The organism is Arthrobacter terricola (assembly GCF_004354015.1).
Classification (GTDB): domain Bacteria; phylum Actinomycetota; class Actinomycetes; order Actinomycetales; family Micrococcaceae; genus Arthrobacter; species Arthrobacter terricola.
In genome coordinates, this window is sequence record NZ_SMRU01000019.1 from 37585 (window position 1) to 55152 (window position 17568).

At 62.7% G+C, this 17568-nt stretch carries 19 protein-coding genes; 11 read left to right on the forward strand and 8 right to left on the reverse strand.

Annotation, left to right across the window (positions count from 1 at the left end):
• Positions 1-68: 68 nt before the first annotated feature.
• On the reverse strand, positions 69-320 hold the full coding sequence (locus E1809_RS16010) for a PhzF family phenazine biosynthesis protein (protein WP_133205238.1): 252 nt from the start codon (positions 318-320) through the stop codon (positions 69-71).
• On the reverse strand, positions 292-597 hold the full coding sequence (locus tag E1809_RS16015; protein WP_133205239.1) for a hypothetical protein: 306 nt from the start codon (positions 595-597) through the stop codon (positions 292-294). Before E1809_RS16015 ends, E1809_RS16010 begins: the two co-directional genes overlap by 29 nt.
• 357 nt (positions 598-954) lie before the next feature.
• Between E1809_RS16015 and E1809_RS16020 the strand changes: the two genes are divergently transcribed.
• The 8 genes from E1809_RS16020 to E1809_RS16055 all read left to right on the forward strand — a co-directional run bounded on the left by E1809_RS16020 (position 955) and on the right by E1809_RS16055 (position 8444).
• Entirely contained in the window at positions 955-1731 is a 777-nt protein-coding gene (locus E1809_RS16020) for a cyclase family protein (RefSeq protein ID WP_133205240.1), read from the forward strand.
• On the forward strand, positions 1728-3404 hold the full coding sequence (locus E1809_RS16025; protein ID WP_133205241.1) for a thiamine pyrophosphate-binding protein: 1677 nt from the start codon (positions 1728-1730) through the stop codon (positions 3402-3404). The genes E1809_RS16020 and E1809_RS16025 overlap by 4 nt, the downstream gene beginning before the upstream one ends.
• A 354-nt stretch (positions 3405-3758) precedes the next feature.
• Positions 3759-4205: a flavin reductase family protein gene (locus E1809_RS16030; protein ID WP_133205242.1), complete on the forward strand. Its 447-nt coding sequence runs from the start codon at positions 3759-3761 to the stop codon at positions 4203-4205.
• Positions 4206-4253: 48 nt separating this feature from the next.
• Positions 4254-5378 carry an LLM class flavin-dependent oxidoreductase gene (locus E1809_RS16035; protein ID WP_133205243.1) on the forward strand — a complete coding sequence of 375 codons (1125 nt, stop codon included), beginning with the start codon at positions 4254-4256 and terminating at the stop codon, positions 5376-5378.
• A gap of 56 nt (positions 5379-5434) precedes the next feature.
• The gene (locus E1809_RS16040; protein WP_215279600.1) at positions 5435-6466 is read left to right on the forward strand and encodes a helix-turn-helix domain-containing protein; all 1032 of its coding nucleotides are present in this window, start codon (positions 5435-5437) and stop codon (positions 6464-6466) included.
• Between the two features lie 310 nt (positions 6467-6776).
• Positions 6777-7367, forward strand: coding sequence for a sulfite oxidase-like oxidoreductase (locus tag E1809_RS16045; RefSeq protein ID WP_133205245.1), 591 nt, complete (start codon positions 6777-6779; stop codon positions 7365-7367).
• A complete protein-coding gene (locus tag E1809_RS16050; protein ID WP_235835640.1) occupies positions 7318-8115 on the forward strand; it encodes a ferredoxin reductase in 798 nt (265 codons plus the stop codon). The genes E1809_RS16045 and E1809_RS16050 overlap by 50 nt, the downstream gene beginning before the upstream one ends.
• Entirely contained in the window at positions 8112-8444 is a 333-nt protein-coding gene (locus tag E1809_RS16055; RefSeq protein WP_235835641.1) for a DUF6510 family protein, read from the forward strand. The genes E1809_RS16050 and E1809_RS16055 overlap by 4 nt, the downstream gene beginning before the upstream one ends.
• Before the next feature lie 218 nt (positions 8445-8662).
• Here the strand turns inward: E1809_RS16055 and E1809_RS16060 are convergent, their stop codons facing one another.
• The 5 genes from E1809_RS16060 to E1809_RS16080 are packed head-to-tail and all read right to left on the reverse strand — an operon-like array spanning position 8663 to position 15084.
• Positions 8663-11056 (reverse strand): bifunctional salicylyl-CoA 5-hydroxylase/oxidoreductase, encoded by a 2394-nt coding sequence (locus tag E1809_RS16060; RefSeq protein WP_133205246.1) that lies wholly within the window; start codon positions 11054-11056, stop codon positions 8663-8665.
• 13 nt (positions 11057-11069) lie between these two features.
• Complete coding sequence (locus E1809_RS16065) at positions 11070-12722, reverse strand: AMP-binding protein (protein WP_251600233.1); 1653 nt, start codon at positions 12720-12722, stop codon at positions 11070-11072.
• Positions 12723-12759: 37 nt separating this feature from the next.
• Positions 12760-13677, reverse strand: coding sequence for an acyl-CoA thioesterase (locus tag E1809_RS16070; RefSeq protein WP_133205248.1), 918 nt, complete (start codon positions 13675-13677; stop codon positions 12760-12762).
• 4 nt (positions 13678-13681) lie between these two features.
• Positions 13682-14170 carry a cupin domain-containing protein gene (locus E1809_RS16075; protein WP_133205249.1) on the reverse strand — a complete coding sequence of 163 codons (489 nt, stop codon included), beginning with the start codon at positions 14168-14170 and terminating at the stop codon, positions 13682-13684.
• 5 nt (positions 14171-14175) lie between these two features.
• Positions 14176-15084, reverse strand: a complete 909-nt coding sequence (locus E1809_RS16080) for a fumarylacetoacetate hydrolase family protein (protein WP_133205250.1) — start codon at positions 15082-15084, stop codon at positions 14176-14178.
• A gap of 135 nt (positions 15085-15219) precedes the next feature.
• Between E1809_RS16080 and E1809_RS16085 the strand changes: the two genes are divergently transcribed.
• A complete protein-coding gene (locus tag E1809_RS16085) occupies positions 15220-15618 on the forward strand; it encodes a RidA family protein (RefSeq protein WP_133205251.1) in 399 nt (132 codons plus the stop codon).
• Positions 15619-15743: 125 nt separating this feature from the next.
• On the opposite strand, the gene E1809_RS16090 is transcribed toward E1809_RS16085, so the two are convergent.
• Positions 15744-16196 carry an acyl-CoA thioesterase gene (locus E1809_RS16090; protein WP_133205252.1) on the reverse strand — a complete coding sequence of 151 codons (453 nt, stop codon included), beginning with the start codon at positions 16194-16196 and terminating at the stop codon, positions 15744-15746.
• Positions 16197-16390: 194 nt separating this feature from the next.
• Here E1809_RS16090 and E1809_RS26745 point away from each other — a divergent pair, with 194 nt between their 5' ends.
• Both E1809_RS26745 and E1809_RS16095 read left to right on the forward strand, forming a co-directional pair.
• On the forward strand, positions 16391-16531 hold the full coding sequence (locus E1809_RS26745; RefSeq protein WP_165962347.1) for a hypothetical protein: 141 nt from the start codon (positions 16391-16393) through the stop codon (positions 16529-16531).
• A 102-nt stretch (positions 16532-16633) separates the two neighbouring features.
• The gene (locus E1809_RS16095; protein WP_133205253.1) at positions 16634-17497 is read left to right on the forward strand and encodes a PaaX family transcriptional regulator; all 864 of its coding nucleotides are present in this window, start codon (positions 16634-16636) and stop codon (positions 17495-17497) included.
• Positions 17498-17568: the final 71 nt, after the last annotated feature.

Consider the following 17568-nt stretch of genomic DNA (forward strand, 5'->3'; position numbering starts at 1 on the left):
TTCGTTGGAGAACAGGAGATTGGTCTCGGAGACTTGCCTTACTGTCTTCGTCCGGTGAACCCCGCCGCTTACGAGGCTTCAGCGATCTCCACGGCTTCTCCACCCACGACAATGCCGCCGTGCGGAGGAATATCGACGGTGAGGACACTCGGGCGGCCCACGTGGCTGCCTTGGTGCACAATCACCCGGCTTGGTGTTTGGACGAGCGAAAGCAGCCGGAGGTATGCGCCGAAAGCCGCGGCGGCTGAACCTGTCGCCGGATCTTCAGTGACAGTTCCTACCGGGAAAAGGTTACGCGAGTCGAACTCGCCGCCACCGATCTCGAAGAGAGTCGTGACAGTGCCGGCCCAGCCCTGGGCATCCGTCGAGGGTACGGATCTCGATCAGCTCCAGGTCGAAATCGGCGGCCTGGCGAAGATCGGCGCGTCTCCGGTCTGGTTCGAGGACCGGCCGCAGTTCCTCGCCGTACTGCGCGGCGCGGCGGTCCAGGAACTGGAGACCTTGTTTACCCCAGTAACCGCCCCAGTCGACGTGGGCGTTATGCGAGCCGAAGCCGTCCATGGTTGTGAAGCCGTCCCAGGTGTAGATGGCAGTCATGATGGTCTCCTGAGTCTCATTTGGTGGAGTCGGACGCGTACCGGGGGAGTCCGGCGGGCCAGTAGCTCTGCAGGAAGTTTCCCTTCGGGAATGCCTCCGTCGCCCCGTGTAGAGAAAATTTTTCTATCGCAAAAAAAGCTCTACAAAATCTGGCGGGAACTGGATAGAATCATGACCAACTCTCCGGCCCGATCGCGGTTCCATTGACGGACAGCGGACGGGTCGTGCCGCAACTGGCAGTCAATTGCTGGCCAGATCCGGCCGGGGCTGATTCGGCTTGCCGTCGCGCCTAAGGGACGGCACAACAGAGAAACCGTGGGGTCCGTTCGATCTCAACATCAACCGCATAGGAGCACAATGTCTGTACTTGCCGGACTCGTCGGAGCCCTAGCAGATGGCTCGATAGAAGTCGTCGACCTGACCACTCCCCTCAGCAGTGACACACCCATCTTGAACCTGCCGCAGCCCCTCGCCAACACAGTGGGTCTGAGCCTCTCGCCCGTGAGCAATTTCGACGACGCCGGTCCGGCGTGGGCGTGGAACGACGTCACCGTGGGGGAACACGCGGGTACGCATTTGGACGCGCCAGTCCATTGGATCACCGGGCGCGACGGCAAGTCCGTCGACCAAATCGAGCCTGGGCGTCTTGTGGGTCCCCTTGTTGTCATCGACAAAACCACCGAAGCGGCCCGGAACCCGGACTTCCTGCTCGAGCCTGAGCACTTTGAACAATGGCAGGAGGAGCACGGGCAATTGCCGGGCAACTGCTGGGTGATTTTCAGGACCGGATGGTCGGCACGGGGTGGAAACGCTGCGGATTTCGTCAACGCAGATTCAGCCGGGCCTCACACCCCGGGAGTGTCGGCGGAGGGTGCAAAGTGGTTGGCAGCCAATGCCAGCATTAGCGGCTTCGGAGTGGAAACCGTCGGGATCGACGCCGGTCAGGCCGCCAACCTCGATCCCATGTTCCCTGTTCACTCATTTCTTCTCGGAGCGGATAAGTACGGTCTGACCTCCCTTCGAAACGTCGACAGGCTTCCCACCACCGGTGCGACCCTGGTTGTTGCGCCCCTCCCGATCGTGGGTGGCACTGGCAGCCCGGCCCGGGCTTATGCACTGGTGGAGGCGTCATGAGCGAGTCCATACGGGTTTCCACCCTCGTTGGCAGGACGCTCGCCAAGCTAGGTGTCGGCCATGTTTTCGGGGTGGTGGGAAGCGGCAATTTTGATGTCACGAACGCGCTCATGCTGGAAGGTGTTCCCTATACAGCAGCCAGGCACGAGGGCGGCGCGGCGACCATGGCCGACGCCTATGGCCGGATGTCCGGCAAAGTTGGCGTGGTGACGACGCATCAGGGGTGCGGACTGAGCAATGCGATCACGGGCATCGGCGAGGCAGCCAAGAGCCGGACACCGCTTATTGTTCTGACCGCGGACACCCAAGGAGCAGCGGTCCGATCCAACTTCAAGATCGATCAGGACGCCTTGGCGCGCAGCGTCGGTGCAGTGGCCGAGCGGATACATTCAACCGAGTCGGCCGTGGCCGATACCGTCAGGGCGTTCCGGACAGCTGTCAACGAACGGCGCACGGTTGTACTCAGCCTGCCTCTGGACGTGCAGGGCGGCTCAGCCGCTGACACGCTGGACTCAGTAGCGCTCGAAGACACCCCTCGATTGCGTCCCGAGCCAACCGCTGTCGAGCGGCTCGTTCGGATCGTCCAGGAAGCCGAGCGCCCGGTATTCGTGGCCGGGCGCGGGGGCCGCGGGGCCAGGGATGCGATCCTGGCTCTTGCCGAGCACGCGGGCGCGCTGGTAGCAACTTCAGCAGTGGCCAGCGGCCTGTTCAACGGTGCCGGGTTCAACCTGGGCATCTCAGGGGGCTTTTCGTCGCCAGCGACGGCGGAACTCATCAGTGGAGCAGATCTGATTGTCGGGTGGGGTTGCACGCTGAACATGTGGACCATGCGGCACGGCAGGCTAATTTCGCCCGGGACGAGAGTGGTCCAGGTAGACGTCGAGGATGCCTCGCTCGGTGCCAACAGGCCGATTTCGCTAGGTGTAGTGGGGGACTGCGCCCTGACCGCCGCTGATGCACTGGACGTGCTCAAGAGCGCGCAGCCGGAACCTGCGGAAAAATATCGCACGGAGGCCAACGCTCTGACCATCAAGGAGTTTTCCCGGTGGCGCGACGTGGACACGCCTGACCTCTCCACGGCGACCTCGATCGATCCGCGCGTCCTCAGCCGGGAACTTGACACGATCCTTCCCGCGAACCGGATCGTTTCGGTGGACTCCGGTAATTTCATGGGCTACCCGAGCCAGTATCTGTCCGTGCCCGACGAGTTCGGCTTCTGCTTCACCCAGGCCTTCCAAGCCATCGGACTTGGCCTCTACACGGCAATCGGTGCGGCCGTCGCCCAACCGGAGCGTTTGCCGGTCCTCGGCGCAGGCGATGGCGGCTTCCTCATGGGCATCAGCGAACTGGAGACCGCAGTCCGCCTCAAGCTGCCGCTCGTGTGCATCGTCTACAACGACGCCGCCTATGGAGCCGAAGTCCATCACTTCGCAGGACACGACGATTCCGTCGACCTGGACAGTGTTACCTTCCCGGATACGGATATTGCTGCCATTGCCCGGGGATTCGGTGCCGAGGGGGTGACGGTGCGGACTCTTGACGACCTGCAGCCGGTAAGAGAGTGGGCAGACGCGTTCCGTTCCGGATTCCAGGGCCGTCCGCTGGTCATCGACGCCAAGATTGCCTCCGACGGCGGATCCTGGTGGCTGGCAGAGGCCTTCCAAGGACATTGAACATCTTGAAGGGACTGGATACGGATGCGCCGGATCCAGTCCCTTCAGCTTGAAGCAAACCGCTGCCAGGACCGTGCCTGCTTCGATCGTCCCCTGAGAACCGTCCTCCGAGAGCCTCCGCAGGTAGCGCGACCACGCACCTCGGACGGAAGCAGCAAGGTGGCTGACGGTGTCCGGGGCGGCGGTACTGATCTGCTTTACCGACGTATCGGTGCGCCCCGATTCGCGACCGCCGTTTTTGGACAACATGCCTCCGGAATCGGATAGCCAGGCCTATGTGATGGGGGACACCATGGATATCACCTCGCTCGGACACCGAGAACTCGCCGGAACAGCACGACGTCGGAGAAACCCATGCAAACCACCACACTTGAATCGCCAATCAAAGGACATGAGCTGCGTCAGGCGATGCGCCACTGGGCCAGTGGAATCGCGGTGATCACAGCGGGTCCTGAGCCCCTAACCAGGATCGGCCTCGTCTCGAACAGTTTCACGTCGGTCTCCTTGGAGCCGCCGCTCGTCTCATGGTGCGTGGACCGCAACTCAAGCAGCTTCGAGGCCTGGTGCCGAACACCGTCCTTTTCCATCCACATCCTCGACGAGGAGGATGTCCACCTCGTCCCTCGATTCGCGGCAAAGGGGACCGACAAATTCGCGGGACTCACAACACACGCCACCGCCGTGGGAACACCGGCGCTCGAAGCGGGATGCGTCAGGCTGGACTGCCGCGCGTGGAAGACGTACGACGGCGGCGACCACGTCATTATCATCGGCGAAGTTGTGTGCATCGAGCCTCGCTAAACCATTTCCAGAAACCATCGTTTTCAATCGAAAGACAAGGGAACTCGCATGAACCGCAGCATTCTTGACGGCCGGGGATTCAAACTCGGCATCTTCTCCCCGAACTGCTCCGGGGGACTCGCCGTGACCACGATTCCGGAACGCTGGAGCGCCAGTTGGTCGGACAATCTCAGGCTGGCAAAGATTGCAGACGAGGTCGGCATCGACTTCCTGCTCCCTATTGCCCGCTGGATCGGTTACAAGGGCGACACGAACTTTCACGGCAGCGTCCTGGATCCCATTGCATGGGCCGCGGGCCTCCTTGCATCCACGGAGCGGATCTCGGTGTTCTCCACCATCCACACCGCATTCAACCACCCGCTTGCCATTGCGAAGTCGCTGGCCACGCTCGATCAGATCGGTGGCGGCAACCGCGCGGGCCTGAACATCGTCGCGGGATGGAACCAGCCCGAGTACGAAACCATGGGCGTCTCGATGCCCCAGGAGCACGACGCCCGCTACGAATTCGCGCAAGAGTGGTGGGACGTGGTCCGCGACACGTGGTCACGCAGCGAGATCTTCGACTACAAGGGCACCTACTTCAACTTGCAGCACATCGAATCCGAGCCCAAGCCATTCGGGGGAAGACTTCCCGTCTTGAACGCCGGCTCGTCGAGCCAGGGCCGGGATTTCGCCGCCAGGAACTCGGACTTCGTCTTCACGATCATCCCCGATGTGGAAACCGGCGCAAGCATCGCGTCCGGACTCAAGTCCCAAGCGCGAGTCCAGTATGGACGCTCGGTAGGGGTCGTTACGCTCGGCCATGTTGTGTGTCGGCCAACCCGGGCAGAGGCGAAGGAATTCGTCCATTACTACGCCGAGGAGAACGCAGACTGGGGAGCTGTGGACTACCTGATGGGGCTCCAGGGCCTGCACGCGCAGTCCTTCACTCCCGAGATGCTGGCCACCATGCGGGGAAGGTTCGCTTCCGGGCACGGTTCCCTGCCGATGTTCGGAACTCCCGACGACGTTGCCGACTCGATCGAGCGGATTCAAGCGGCCGGCTTCGACGGCATGACATTGGCGTTCGTCGACTACGCCGGTGAACTCGAGTACTTCGCCCAGGAAGTCCTCCCCAGGTTGGAGGAGCGTGGCGTGCGGATGCCCGTGCAGGTGCCGGCGCATTCTGCATGACGTGCGTCACAAGAACCTCGTAGCATGGAAGTAAGCTCGTTTCGAGGAGACACGTGATGAACGACGGCCTGCCACCCGCAGCCGGTTCGGCCCCGGACCGACCATTGGGCGGCAGGCCTCTGGCCAGGACTAAGTCAGCGCGCGAGATCCGTAATGCGGTGGATGCCCTGACGAATGAGCACCATCAGTTGATGGTTCGGGAGGGGCGCTGGCTTGATGGAACGGCCGATGGACTCCAACTCGGGCCCCTCGGAATTGTCCATGTGGCCTACGGAGCGCCGGTCGTCGTGGACAGTCCTCCGTCTGGTCGACAAGTAGTCATCGTCCTGCCACTTGGCCCCATGGCAGTCGGCTCCAACGGGCACCAGTGGATCGCCCGGGAGCCGTTTGCCCTCAGTTCGTGCCACAGCACAAGGATGGCCCCGGATCCTCATGCCGGAGCCTTGGTTGGTTCCGCGCCAGCTGCCGTCATCGAAGACTATATTGAGCGACTCCAGTCGAAGCCGCTACGGTCGCCCCTTTTCCTGTCGTCCGAGGAGCCGTTGCGACTGGCATCGCCGCGCCTGGTCGAATCTGCATGGCTGGAAGCCTGCAGGGTGCTGAGCAGCGGCGCGGACCGCCCGGAGGAAATCACGATCAATGCCCTTGTGTCCTCTCTCCTGTCGACGATGACCCTTGGCCTCGCACCCCACCTGTCATCGTCGATCGTCTCGCCGTGGCGCGCGCTGGAAAGCCCGACGGTCCAGTCGCGGGGACCTGGATATGTCAGCGCCGCTCGGGAACTCATGGATGCCCGCCTCGCCGAAACGCTGACAGTGGAGGACATCGCGGCCGCGGTCGGGATCAGCTCTCGGCAACTCCACACCGCTTTCGCGGAACGTCTCGGCACGAGTCCGGCGCAAGTCCTGCGCGAAATGCGACTCGACCGGGCGCGGGCCCTTCTTCTCGACCGGAGCATGGCAGAGCGCCTTACGGTGGCCACGGCGGCCGCCAAGGTGGGGCTTTCCCATTTGGGGCGATTTGCGGCGTACTACGTAGAACGCTTCGGAGAGAGTCCATCCGCCACCCTGAACCGTTCACGGCTCTGACGCCGTGGTGAACGGTTCAGGGTGACGGTTGTGGCTCCAGGCCATCGAAGACCTTGCATTCGCGCTGACTGAGCTGAAGAGTGCCTGGAACGTCTCGGCTATCCGGTCCGCAGGCCGCGGTAGCAGGCCGGAGGGGCTTCAATGAAGGTAAGGACCCCCAATCCTCGTCGGACTCCACGGTTCAGGACTACGCCTATTCAACCGACACGCTGGTCGGGTCTTGGTGTTCCCTAGACCGCGCCCGGGGGTTGTCCTATGGTTAGGGCATTAATGGTCGTTGGCCGGGTGGGCTCCGTTGCGGAGGTGCATCGTGGGTATCGTTTCTTCTGGTTTTCGTGGACGGCGGTCCGGAAATCCTGCGCTGCCTCCGGGGCAGCACGAGACACGGGACTTTCCCGTCCTTACGGCGGGTCCCGCTCCGCTGATCCCGCTCGAGGAATGGGAGTTCTTCATCGCCATGGAGAATGGCCGGCGGCTCTCCTGGTCTTGGGAGGAGTTCATGGCCTTGCCACAGGATGAGATCACCAAGGACATTCACTGTGTGACCAGCTGGTCGAAATTGGGGACCGTGTGGCGTGGGGTGTCGTTGGATACCCTCTTGGAGGGCGTGGAAACCACGGGCGGGTTCACCACCGCCCATTCCTACGGCGGCTACACCACCAATGTTCCGGTCCGGGATCTTCTGGAAGGCAAGGCATGGGTGGCTTGGGAGTTCGACGGCGAGCCTCTCGAACGGGCCCACGGGGGTCCGGCACGGCTTTTGGTGCCGCACCTGTACTTCTGGAAGAGCGCCAAATGGATTCATGGTCTGGAACTGACGGGGAAAGAAGCTCCGGGTTTTTGGGAATCGAATGGCTACCATCTTCATGGCGATCCGTGGCGTGAGGAACGGTACTCGTGAGGCACATTCCGTGAGCTCGGTGTGGCGCGTTGCTGAAGTGGTCGATGGCTTCCCGGAAAATGCAACGGCCCGGACGATCAGGCTGCGGGTGGATGGCTTGGCGGGGCATCTTGCCGGACAGCACATTGACATCCGCCTTACCGCGGAGGACGGGTACACCGCCGTCAGGTCCTACTCGGTAGCTTCGGCCGACACGGACGGACATCTGGAAATCACCGTGGATGAACTGCATGAAGGCGAAGTGTCGCCGTACCTTGTCCGGGACCTGGAGGTCGGGGACAAGCTGGAAATCCGGGGGCCGGTGGGTGGATGGTTTGTCTGGCAGCCGGGCAACATGAATCGGGTGCAGCTGATCGGGGGAGGATCCGGTGTGGTGCCGCTGATGTCGATGATCCGAGCCCATCAGGCCTCCGGCAACGAGGCGCCGTTCAGGTTGCTCTATTCCCTCAAGTCCCCCGAGTCATCGCTTTACCGCGACGAGCTGCGTCGCTTGGGGCGGGAATCAGCCAAGCTGATGATCGACTACGTCTATACGCGCTCGACGCCGGAGGGCTGGCCGGCCGGGCCGGCTCGCCTTACATCGGAAGCCCTTCTGGGCAAGATTTTTCCGCCCGAGGAGAATCCGGACGTGTTTGTCTGCGGCCAGACAGTTTTCGTGGAGACCGTTGCTGACTGGCTGGTAACGGCCGGTTATTCTTCGGAATCGATCAAGACCGAACGGTTCGGCGGAACAGGAGGTACCCGGTGAACGGCTCCGATAACTTTGCTGTCCCGGACTCCGGGGACCCGGACATCGCGGCGGCACGGCATGAGCCGGTCCTGCATGTCGACGGGAACGCCGCGGCCGGCGCCCTGTCCGAAGTGTTCCGCATCGACATCATCGCCGCACTCGGACGCTGCAGGCATTGCGGCTCGGTCAAGGCTGTTGGCGAGGCGATGGTCTTCATCGACGCGCCCGGAATCGTTGTGCGCTGCCGCGACTGCCAGGGAGTGCTTCTGCGCCTTGTGGAAACCCCAACACGCTACTGGCTGGACCTAAGCGGCCTCAACTATCTGGAAATCGACCGCGAGGATTAGCTTGGGAGCACTGGGTATTGCGGTTTGCCTGCCACGGTGGCTTTTGGATCTTGGGATCCGCTGTTATCGGCTGGGCGATGCCGAAGCAGGCCCGCCAGAGGGCTTCCGCATTGGCGGGCCGCTCATTGCAACCCGCATAGCCGGGATCGGGTCGCCGATTGCCGATTGCCGATCGCCCAAGATGGCTTGGACGATCGGCGCGTGTCCAGGTGTCGGCCCTAGTGTGCGGGCACTGCTGCGGTGTCCAGGCTCGCGGGCTTCCAACGCAGGTGGGCGGACTGCCCCTCTGACTCGGGCTCCCGAAGCAGGGAAAGCCGGGGGCGCACGGCATCGGTACGGGAACTCGGCGGCTTGCGCCGGCCTGCCCTGAACTGCGGGACCCATTGTGCGCCCTCGCCCTGGTATTCCTGCTCAGCTGCCGCGTGCAGGGTCCATTGGGGGTCGTACAGGTGGGTACGGCCCAATGCGACGAGGTCCGCACGGCCGGCGAGGAGGATCGAGTTGACGTCGTCGTAGCTGGAGATGGCGCCGACGGCGATCACGGCGACGCCCGCCGGGGCGGCGACTTCCTGGCGGATCCGGTCAGCGAAAGGCGTCTGGTAGCTGCGGCCGAAAGCTGGTTTCTCTTCCTTGGCGACCTGGCCGGTAGAGACGTCCAGTCCGGCTGCGCCGTGGGCCACGAAGGCGCGGGCAATCTCGACGGAATCGTCGGAGGTGTTTCCGCCGTGGATCCAGTCGGTCGCGGAGATGCGCACCGTCACGGGCTTGCTTGCGGGCCAAGCCGCGCGAACGGCGTCGAACACTTCCAGCGGGAACCGCAGCCGGTTCTCCAGGCTGCCGCCGTATTCGTCGGCCCGCTGGTTGGAGACCGGCGAGATGAAGGAGGACAGCAGGTAGCCGTGGGCGGCGTGGATTTCCAGGAGGTCGAAGCCGGCCGCGTCGGCACGGCGGGCGGCGGCCACGAACTCGGCTTTGATCGCGTCCATGCCGGCACGGTCCAGTTCCGCCGGAGTCTGGTTGCCGGGACCGTACGGCAGTGCCGTAGGTCCAACGGTTTCCCAGTTCCCGAATTCGAGGGGCTCGTCGATGCCTTCCCACATGAGCTTGGTGGAGCCCTTGCGGCCGGAGTGTCCGATTTGCGCGCCGATCTTCGCCGTCGAGCTGGCGTGGACGAACTCCACGATTTCTTTCCAGCTGTCCCGCTGGGCGTCGGTGTACAGCCCGGTGCAGCCGGGAGTGATGCGTCCTGCCTCGGACACGCAGACCATTTCGGTCATGACCAGGCCGGCGCCGCCCAGTGCCTTGGAGCCGAGGTGGACTTTGTGGAAGTCGCCCGGGACGCCGTCAACAGCGGAGTACATGTCCATCGATGAAACCACGATGCGGTTCTTCAGTTCGAGTCCGCCGATCCGGAACGGTTGGAACATGGCCGGAACGGTTTGTGCCAAGCCTTGGGATTCAGCGAAGTTGCGGTCCACGGCTTCGGCGAATTCAGGATCGCGGAGGCGCAGGTTTTCCTGGGTGATACGGCGGCTGCGGGTCAGCAGGTTGAAGGCGAACTGCGTCGGGTCCTGGTCCTTGTACTGGCCAATGCGTTCGAACCACTCCAGCGAAGCCTGGGCGGCGCGCTGGGTGGAGGCGACCACGGGCCTGCGCTCGGTTTCGTAGGCGGAAAGAGCCGCCTCGAGGTCGGCGTGCTCGTGCAGGCAGGCTGCGAGAGCGAGGGAGTCTTCCATGGCGAGCTTGGTGCCGGAGCCAATGGAGAAGTGGGCCGTGTGGGCAGCGTCGCCAAGCAGGACGACGTTGCCGTGGCGCCAGCTCTGGTTGCGGACGGTGTTGAAGTTCAGCCACTTGGAGTTGTTGGACAGGACCTCGTAGCCGTCGAGTTCCTCAGCGAAGATGGAGCGGATCTTGGCGATGGCCTTTTCGTCGGAGACGCCGGGAGGGAAGACTTCGTTGGCGGTTTCGTCGAAGCCGGCAGCCCGCCAGACGTCCTCGTGCATTTCGACGATGAACGTGGATCCTTCGTCCGAGTAAGGGTAGCCGTGGATCTGCATGGTGCCGTAGTGGGTTTCCTTCACGAAGAATTTGAAGGCCTCGAACACTTGGGCCGTCCCGAGCCACATGTACTTGTTGGCCCGCGGATCCACGTCGGGTCCGAAGAATTCGGCGTACTTTGCGCGGATCTGCGAGTTGACGCCGTCGGCGGCCAGGACAAGATCGTAGTTGGCCTCGAGTTCCTCGATCGCGGGAGCCATGGTCTGGAAGCGCACGTCAACGTTGAGTTCAATGCAGCGCCGCTGGAGCAGTTCCAGCAATTCTTTGCGGCTCATGGCTGCGAATCCCTGACCCCCGACGGTCAGCGTCTCGCCACGGAAGTGGATGTCGATGTCCGACCAGCGGGCGAACCGCCGGCTCATGTAGTCGGCGACCACGGGGTCGGCGTTTCCGATGCCGCCCAGCGTTTCGTCGGAGAATACGACGCCGAAGCCGAACGTATCGGTCGCGGCGTTGCGTTCCCAGAGCGTGATGTCGTGTGACGGGTCGAGTTGCTTCATCAGTGCTGCGAAGTACAGGCCTCCGGGGCCGCCTCCGACGATGGCGATCTTCATGGATCGGTTCCTTCTAGGCTGGGGTTGCTGCCGCGTGGGCTAGCTGGTCGTTGTTGTTTTCGAGACTTTGCCGCAGTTTGAAGTGCTGCAGTTTGCCGCTGGGATTGCGGGGGAGATCATCGACGAACCGAATGTCGCGCGGGTATTTGTAGGGCGCGATGGTCTGCTTGACGAAGTCCTGGAGTTCTTTCCGTTTTGCGTCGTCGCCCTCGACGCCTTCGCGCAGGACGATGAAGGCGCAGACCACGCTTCCGCGCTCGGGGTCCGGCCGCCCGATGACGGCACTCTCGACGACGTCCGGGTGCTGGTTGATGGCGGCCTCCACCTCCGGGGCTCCGATGTTGTAGCCGGAAGAGACGATCATGTCGTCGGAGCGGGACTGGTAGGTGAAGTACCCGGCCTCGTCCCGCACAAAGGTGTCACCGGTGATGTTCCAACCGTTGCAGACGTACCGGGATTGGCGCTCATCGTCGAGGTAGCGGCAACCGGTCGGTCCGAGGACGGCAAGCCTGCCGGGCTGGTTGGGGCCAAGTTCGTCACCGTCTTGGTCAATGATCGTTGCGCGGAAACCCGGGACTGCCTTGCCCGTTGCGCCGGGCCGGCTGTCATCGCCGGTAGCTGAGATGAACACATGGAGCATTTCCGTGGCGCCAATGCCATTTACCAAGCGGACGCCTGTCGCGTCGTAGACTGCCTGCCAGGTTTCTTTGGGCAGGTGCTCGCCAGCGGAGACTGCGACCCGCAGTCGGCTGAGCAGCTCGCCGCGCCCTGCCTTGAGGATGGCGCGGTAGGCGGTGGGTGCCGTGAAGAGAATTGATGCTCCGGCAGCGGCCGCGTGCTCAGCCAGCTCAACCGGCGTCGCACGTTCGGTAAGGAGCGCGGAGGCACCAAAGCGGAGTGGGAAGATGACCAGCCCGCCGAGTCCGAAGGTAAATGCGATCGGTGGAGATCCGGCGAAGACGTCGTCGGCTGTTGGCTGGAGGATGTAGCGGGCGAACGTGTCGGCAATGGCCAGGATGTCACGGTGGAAATGCATGGTGATCTTGGGGGTGCCGGTGGTACCGGAGGTTGGGCCGAGGATCGCGACGTCGTCCGCCGCCGTATCGACGGCGGTGAACGTGCCGCTCTTGGCCGCGCAGCGGGCGGCGAAATCGTCGATGCCCGCGCCTCCGTAGGCGAGGACGGCGACGTCGCCGCCTGCTGCGGCAGCCATGTCGTCCATGAAGCGGTGGTCCGAAAGTGCAACCACCGGCTTGGTCAGCTGGATCAGTGTCTGGATCTCGGTAGCGCGCAGCATCGGCATGGTGGTGACAACAACGGCACCTGCTTTGATCACGCCGAGCCAGGCGGCGACGATCCATGGGTTGTTGGGTCCGCGTAGCATCACGCGGTTCCCCGGCACTACGCCGAAGTCCTCGGTGAGTACCTGTGCCGCCTGGTTTGCGCGAAGCTGAAGTTCGCCGTAGGTCCAGACGGTTCCGTCAGGGGTGCGCAGCGCGGGGCGGTCGGCACCATGACGTGCAATGCTGTCATCGACGAGAACGGCGGCGGCGTTCAACTGATCGGGGTATTGGAGCTCGGGGAGGGTGAATTCAAGGGCCGGCCACGTCGCGGCCGGCGGCAGGTGGTCCCGCGTAAAGGTGTCCACATGGGCTGATGTGCTCATGGCCACTCCTTCTATGGTTCGTGCTTTTGATGTCGGATTAGGATCCGGGTCGGATCATGCCCTCTTGGGCGACGGTGGCGAGCAGGCGGCCTGCCTGGTCGAAGAAATGGCCCAGGGCCAGTCCTCTGTTGCTTTGGCCGGACACTGCTTTCTGGGCGTAAAGGACCCACTCGTCCACTCGTCCTTCGCGGTGGAACCACATGGAGTGGTCCAGGCTGGCGGTGGTGAGGCCGGGGGAGGACCAGTGCAGACCCTGGGCCCGGAGGAGGGGCTCGAGGATCGTGTAGTCGCAGACGTAGGCAAGGGCGGCCCGGTGCAGGTTTGCGTTCAGACGCTCATCGGGGCTGTCCGGCAGCTTCCCGAATGCCTTCACCCAGATGGCCTGGTGCGGTTCGTGGCCGCCTTCGACCTCGACGTAGACGGGGCCGGGGACGTGGCGCATGTCGAAACTGCGTCCTGTAGACCAGTACTTCGCGGCAGGACCCTGCTCGTCAGCCAGAATCTCGGCCGCGCTTCGGAGGGATTCCGGGTCGAGTCCACCGGCTGCCATGTGCTCGGGTGCAACCGGCTGGAGTTCGGCGCCGTCCTCGGGGACGTGGAAGGAACCCAGCGCCGCGAAGACGGCCTTGCCGTTTTGGTATCCGCGGACGCTGCGCGTGGAGTAGCCCCGGCCGTCACGCAGGCGTTCCACCTCATACCGCACGGTCGATCCCACATCGACCGGTCGCATGAAGTAGCTGTGCATAGAGTGCAGCGAGCGGTCGTCGTCGACCGAGCGCATCATTGCAGCCGCGGATTGGGCCACCATGTCTCCGCCGTAGGCCTTGGGCCAGGGCACGTACTGTGTGGTTGCCTCGTATGCTTCGTCATAAACCAGTGCAGGGACCCGGGTCAGGTCAATGGCGCGCAGGAACGTTGCTGAAGTCAGGGTTTGGGTGGAGGCCGGGGTGTTCATGGGATCATGCCCGCCGGTAGTCGGCGAGAGTTTCGTCCGGGACATCTTCGAGGTTGACCACGATGTTTTCCGGTGTGCGGGTGGTGAGCCAGACGAGTTCTTCGGTGACGGACATGTTGGCTTCGACATGGGGCATGAACGGGGGCACGAAGACCCAGTCGCCGGCTTTCATGTCCTGGTATTCGGAGTAGTTTTCGCCGTAGTAGATCCGGCCGTAGCCACGGAGCACATAGCCGCCGGTCTCGGCTTCACCGTGGTGGTGGGGAAGGGAGCGGTAGCCAGGAGTGTTCGATACTTGTCCGAACCAGATCTTCGTGGCGGGAGTGTGCTGGATCGAGACTCCTGAGACCCGGATGCAGTCGCCCGATTGGGCGGTGTTGGTGTCTTCGTGCCCGGCCCGGGTGACAACGGGGACGACCTTGCCGTCGGGTCCGGCGTAGATCGAGTTGTCTCCCTCGGTGCGGTACAGAGTGGGCTCGGTCAATTCGGTCATGGTCTCTACTCCTTGGTTGTTGCGATGGCGGCCGGAGTGCGCGAAGCGTCCGCCGGGCCGTTTGACATGATGCGGATCGTATTTTCCAGGCGTCCGATGCCTGCTATTTCGGTGGTCAGGACGTCTCCGTCCTGCAGGAACCGGGGAGGCGTCATTCCCATCCCGACTCCTCCCGGCGTGCCCGTGAGGACAAGGTCGCCGGGCCGAAGGGCGGTGAATTGCGAGATGTAGGAAAGGAGCCGGGCCGGGCCGAACACAAGGGTGTCCGTGTTTCCGGACTGGACCAGGTCCCCGTTGACGAATCCCTGGACCACAAAGTGGCCGTCGGCCTCGTCGGCGGTGATGAGCACCGGGCCAACAGGGGTCGTCGCGTCGAACGTTTTTCCTTGGAACCACTGCAATGTGCGGTTTTGCCAGTCGCGCATGGAAATGTCGTTGGCCACGGTGTAGCCGGCGATTGCCGCTTGGGCCTCGGTTTCGTCCGCCCGGAAAATGTGGCTTCCGATCACGACGGCGAGTTCGGCCTCCCAGTCGATCTTTTCGCTGCCGTGGACCTCGATGGTGTCATTTGCGCCAGTAAGCGTGTCCGCATGCTTGGCAAAAAGCGTGGGGTATTCCGGGAGGTTCCGGCCCATCTCAAGGATGTGGTCCCCGTAGTTCAATCCGCAGCAGATGACCTTTCCGGCTTCGGGCAGCAGGGGGGCAAAATCCGCATCGCTGGCCTTGATAGTCCCGGCCAGCGCCGGTGACCCGATAGACCCGTTTGCCTGGACGGTTTCCTCGACGGTGGTCCGCCAGACGGAGTCGGCCAGGAGCACGCCAACGCTCGGATAGGGCAGCGGCAGGTAACCGTCGGTACCGACGGCGAGGGCCGCCGTCGTGCCCTCCGCGGTGCGCAGTGTGGCCAGTTTCATCCGTCTGGTTCCCTTCTGTTTTGATATGTCGACTTTTTTACGGTCGTCACATATGCTCAAGGTAGCACGACGCAAGGACCCGGACAAGGGGCCTTTTCAAAGCCGAAGTCGAAGCGGATTCACAAGGGAGCATCAATGAGCAAGAAGACAGTCAATCCTGAATCACTGGCCAAGCCGTCCGGTTATGCGCATGGCATCCTTGCCGGAAATGCGGTGTATCTCGGCGGCCAGACGGCGCTGAACAAGGACATGGAGATTGTCGCGGGCGGCATTGTCGAGCAGTTCAGGCAGGCATTTTCGAATGTCCTCACTACCCTCAGGGAGGCCGGGGGGCAGCCGGAGGACCTGGTGTCCGTCACGATCTACCTGATCGATGTGGATGACTACATCGCCAACGGCAAGGAAATCGGACGGATCTGGCGCGAAATGGCCGGTTCGGAATACCCGGCGATGGCGGGAATCGGCGTCACCCGCCTCTGGCAGAAAGAGGCCTTGATCGAAATCCAGGGAATCGCGGTCATTCAGGATCACTAAAAGTATCCGGGCGTTCCCCAAGAGCGCCCGACGGCGGATGGTTCGGCGGGCTGAATAGCTAACCCCCGGTGGCGGTTTCCTCTCGCAAGAGCGGCGGGGGCGTCACCGGGGGTTTTGCGTTGCCGCTACATTGCTGTTCTTTCCCCGGGCGCGACCGCGCCTTCCCGGGATGCTACAGCTTCCACGACCGCCGAGGGCCAGGGCTGCGCTTTGGAGGAGCCTAGCGGCACGTGGGCCACTGTTACTGTTCCAAAGGCGGCAAGCGCGCCCGGCTGGCCGTCATTCGAATGGCCATGAATTTCGAAGGCGTAGGTCATCGACGTCCTGCCGAGTTTGGCAACGCCCACGGTTGCGGTGATCTGTTGGCCGAACCAAAGCTTGGCCTTGAAGTGAATCTCCTGATGAATGCGGGGAACGGTCGGGAAATAGTCGGGCAGCTTAAGGGTGCGGAGGAAGAGCTCGGCCTCCGCGGCCTCTACCCAGCGCATGATCGCCGAGTTGTGCTGATGGCCTGAGGCATCCGTGTCCACCCACTCCACGGCGCGGGTAACGCTGGCGCGCGGGTTCGTTCCGGACATCCGGTCCACTGTGGGCTCCTCTCAATTGCCGAGCGCTGGAGGCGTCGGTTCCCTAACGATCGTAACCCAAGTTGAACAAAAGTATCGCGCTATCTTTACGGGCGTAATGGAAGCTCTATATACTTGATTCATGCCGCATGGATATCGGACACATCCCGTGAACGAATCCATGTGCTCGATACGAGGAGACAACGATGTCCGCTTCATACTCGGAGGAAACCAAGGACGACGCGCAGGATGTGACCGTGCGGGCCGTGCTCGAGGAAGAGTTCAAGTCCGTATTCGGTGGTACCAAACCTGTTGCGATGCCGTGGGCAGGCCTCATTTACATCTAAATGGCCGCCAACCAGGCGACTGCCGCGGAAGCTCCAAGTCGTGCGGGATGTAGCCTATGACTGTAAACCAACCCGAAATATCACAATCTGAGGTAATGCTGAATGGCCACAGCCGATGTCGTCGCCGACATTTCCCCGATGCCCCGGCATCAGCACCTCATCGTCACTGTCTACGGCCTATACGCACGCAATCAGGACGGCACTTTTGCCGTTGCGGACCTGATCCAACTGCTGGGGGACCTTGGCGTTGAATCCGGAGGCGTGCGCTCTTCAGTGTCACGATTGAAGAAGCGTGGCGTACTTGTCAGCTTGAAACGAGACGGCTCGGCGGCTTATAAGCTGTCGCCCGATCTCGAGGATATTTTTACTGCAGGTGATGAACGGATTTTCGCTCCCCGCCGGGCAAAAAAGGGTGATGCTTGGCTTTTGGCATCCTTCTCGGTTCCGGAATCCCAGCGACATCTCAGGCATAAGCTGCGTACTATCCTGACTCGCGTCGGCTGCGGGCAGGTCGCACCCGGCTTGTGGATCGCCCCTGGAAATCTGGCCCACGAAGTTGAACAGCAAGTGGACCGTGCCGGCCTGATGGATTACGTTGACCTTTTCAAGGCAACGCACCTCACGGAAGACCACATCCATGAGAAGGTCGGCCAATGGTGGGACCTGCCGTCGTTGGAAGCCCTCTACCAGGAATTCCTGGAGCGGCATCAACCGGTGCTGCAGCGGTGGGTGCACCTGGAAGCGGATGCGTTGGATTCGCCTGAGCTGCTAAGGCAGGCATTTGCGGACTACGTTCCAATGGTGACCCAGTGGCGAAGGTTGCCCTACATGGATCCGGGATTGCCTGAGGAGTACCTTCCCGCAAACTGGCACGGCCTTGCCGCACAAGAGCTCTTCACCAAACTGCACGCACTGCTGGGCCCCAAGGCCCAGCGCTATGCGTCCTCGGTCGTAGGGACGAACTAGTAAAACGTGCCTGAAGGGTCCGGGGCTTCCGCGGAAGCCCCGGACCCTTCCGTTTCCTCGTCGGGGCACCT

What these genes read in the sequence shown, in the direction of transcription:
- E1809_RS16095 (WP_133205253.1), top strand. Translation starts at nt 16,634, where the DNA reads ATGGCCACAGCCGATGTCGTCGCCGACATTTCCCCGATGCCCCGGCAT.
- E1809_RS16025 (WP_133205241.1), top strand. Translation starts at nt 1,728, where the DNA reads ATGAGCGAGTCCATACGGGTTTCCACCCTCGTTGGCAGGACGCTCGCC.
- E1809_RS16075 (WP_133205249.1), bottom strand. Translation starts at nt 14,170, where the DNA reads ATGACCGAATTGACCGAGCCCACTCTGTACCGCACCGAGGGAGACAAC.
- E1809_RS16090 (WP_133205252.1), bottom strand. Translation starts at nt 16,196, where the DNA reads ATGTCCGGAACGAACCCGCGCGCCAGCGTTACCCGCGCCGTGGAGTGG.
- E1809_RS16035 (WP_133205243.1), top strand. Translation starts at nt 4,254, where the DNA reads ATGAACCGCAGCATTCTTGACGGCCGGGGATTCAAACTCGGCATCTTC.
- E1809_RS16030 (WP_133205242.1), top strand. Translation starts at nt 3,759, where the DNA reads ATGCAAACCACCACACTTGAATCGCCAATCAAAGGACATGAGCTGCGT.
- E1809_RS16050 (WP_235835640.1), top strand. Translation starts at nt 7,318, where the DNA reads ATGGCTACCATCTTCATGGCGATCCGTGGCGTGAGGAACGGTACTCGT.
- E1809_RS16065 (WP_251600233.1), bottom strand. Translation starts at nt 12,722, where the DNA reads ATGAGCACATCAGCCCATGTGGACACCTTTACGCGGGACCACCTGCCG.
- E1809_RS26745 (WP_165962347.1), top strand. Translation starts at nt 16,391, where the DNA reads ATGTCCGCTTCATACTCGGAGGAAACCAAGGACGACGCGCAGGATGTG.
- E1809_RS16070 (WP_133205248.1), bottom strand. Translation starts at nt 13,677, where the DNA reads ATGAACACCCCGGCCTCCACCCAAACCCTGACTTCAGCAACGTTCCTG.
- E1809_RS16080 (WP_133205250.1), bottom strand. Translation starts at nt 15,084, where the DNA reads ATGAAACTGGCCACACTGCGCACCGCGGAGGGCACGACGGCGGCCCTC.
- E1809_RS16020 (WP_133205240.1), top strand. Translation starts at nt 955, where the DNA reads ATGTCTGTACTTGCCGGACTCGTCGGAGCCCTAGCAGATGGCTCGATA.
- E1809_RS16060 (WP_133205246.1), bottom strand. Translation starts at nt 11,056, where the DNA reads ATGAAGATCGCCATCGTCGGAGGCGGCCCCGGAGGCCTGTACTTCGCA.
- E1809_RS16015 (WP_133205239.1), bottom strand. Translation starts at nt 597, where the DNA reads ATGACTGCCATCTACACCTGGGACGGCTTCACAACCATGGACGGCTTC.
- E1809_RS16040 (WP_215279600.1), top strand. Translation starts at nt 5,435, where the DNA reads ATGAACGACGGCCTGCCACCCGCAGCCGGTTCGGCCCCGGACCGACCA.
- E1809_RS16085 (WP_133205251.1), top strand. Translation starts at nt 15,220, where the DNA reads ATGAGCAAGAAGACAGTCAATCCTGAATCACTGGCCAAGCCGTCCGGT.